The organism is Rhizobacter sp. P3_B12 (assembly GCF_056402895.1).
In genome coordinates, this window is sequence record NZ_JBFUGN010001238.1 from 1 (window position 1) to 1,547 (window position 1,547).

A 1,547-nucleotide genomic window follows, 5' to 3' on the forward strand; every position below is an offset into this window, starting at 1 on the left:
GGCGGGTCAGCGAGCGGCCATCATCATGAGCCTGGTGCAGTCAGCACGTCTGAACGGGCATGACCCCTGGGCCTACTTGCGTGACGTGTTGGAGCGGCTGCCGATGCTGCCCAATAGCCGACTCGAAGAGCTGTTGCCTCATCGGTGGACTCCGCCGCAGACTTGAGCAACTGACCGCCGTCAAGATGGGACGGCCAGACGCTCACGAGGGTTGGGCAGTAAAGACTGTTCGCGTATGACGATGAAGGAACAGAGGGATATCGATCAGAATGATCCATCCTGCGACGATCGACTTCATGCGCATGGCATGCCAAAGGCCCGGCATGTACATGCTCGATCACGACATACGGCAGTTGGAGATGCAGCTGTACGGCTTCGATGCCGCACTTGCGGCAACGGGCGCGCTGGGGACCCACGAAGCCTTTAATGCACACTTCACGGAGCTCGTTCGCACAAGTACTGGAGCAAGCGGGTCACAGGGTTGGGCCGCGGCGCTCATCGACACCTTTGGGCCCGGGGGGCCTTCGTTCAACGCATTCTGTGACCTTCTCTGCGACTTGTTTCCAGTTGCCTTTCAGCCCGCGGATTTCGAGCGCGCTCAATGCCCGACCCGCCTTGCAGGCAACCGCCACTAGGTATGCGGGCCGGTCGATGAAAACAAGCTTTGAGTGGCCACCTTCCCGCTCAGGAAATACTTTGGCTTGGTGTAGTCGTCTGGAGTGCGTGCTACGAGGTCGAATGCCTGGAGCCGGCCACAAGCGGTCCTCCGCGGGCGACTGCTTCCGAGCAGCTCACATCGGTAGCGACTGCCGGGCACAAGTTAGCATTGGCCGATGGCACGACCGATGTCCCCAGAGCGCGAGAAGGAATACGAGGAGCTTTCGGGCTACTTGGATTTCTTTACCACCCATGTTCTGGGTGTCGACCCAGCGAGCCCCATTCATACGACGACAACGCTGAAGCGCATCGCCGAGGAGCACGGGCGCTCCAAGGCGCTCGAAGGTCTGCGGCAGGCCGCAAATGACACCGTTCAGAGCCTCGAAGACAAGGCTGGCGTCGCCCATGCACTTGATGCTGCCCTTCGAGGGAGCGGGCTAGTCGGGTTCTACGAGATTGCTCACCGGTATGGCAGCGCATTTCGAAAGATCCTGAAGCGAGGCCGAATCAAAAATGAGACGGAGTACTACCTTGTCCATGGCGCGCTTGCAGACTGTGCGAACTCGATGGCAGACGACGAGCGTGCGGAGCTTAGCCGGCTCATCGAAGGGTTCGAGAGCGCTACAGGCGGCAAGCGTCTGTAGTCGGYCACGAGCAGCCCTTCGCGACCGGCTGCTTTGACGATCGGCCGGTGGCCCACGGGCCCCAATCTCGGTCCCGAATCGGAGAGCAGCTCSGAGCGCACCTGCATGCGTACACTGTGGCCCGTGGAATCGCTGCTCACTCTTGTCGATTCGTTCGTGGTCACTGCAGAACTTGYTCCGCAGCTCGACGGTCTCGAGCTGGGCAAGTGGTACGTCGTCGATGGCACGTTCGCTTCGGCRACGGAG

Annotated in this window: 3 protein-coding genes; all 3 read left to right on the forward strand. The window is 60.7% G+C overall.

Annotation, left to right across the window (positions count from 1 at the left end; genetic code table 11):
* Positions 1-166 (forward strand): transposase domain-containing protein (locus AC1D01_RS34135; RefSeq protein WP_477873896.1); only part of this gene is annotated, 166 nt, incomplete at its 5' end.
* A gap of 103 nt (positions 167-269) precedes the next feature.
* Positions 270-635: a hypothetical protein gene (locus AC1D01_RS34140; RefSeq protein ID WP_477873894.1), complete on the forward strand. Its 366-nt coding sequence runs from the start codon at positions 270-272 to the stop codon at positions 633-635.
* 198 nt (positions 636-833) lie between these two features.
* Positions 834-1,301 carry a hypothetical protein gene (locus AC1D01_RS34145; protein WP_477873895.1) on the forward strand — a complete coding sequence of 156 codons (468 nt, stop codon included), beginning with the start codon at positions 834-836 and terminating at the stop codon, positions 1,299-1,301.
* The last annotated feature ends 246 nt before the right edge of the window (positions 1,302-1,547 follow it).

Bases quoted from the DNA above. Each gene is read 5' to 3' on its own strand.
- AC1D01_RS34140 (WP_477873894.1), top strand. From the start codon at position 270: ATGATCCATCCTGCGACGATCGACTTCATGCGCATGGCATGCCAAAGG.
- AC1D01_RS34145 (WP_477873895.1), top strand. From the start codon at position 834: ATGGCACGACCGATGTCCCCAGAGCGCGAGAAGGAATACGAGGAGCTT.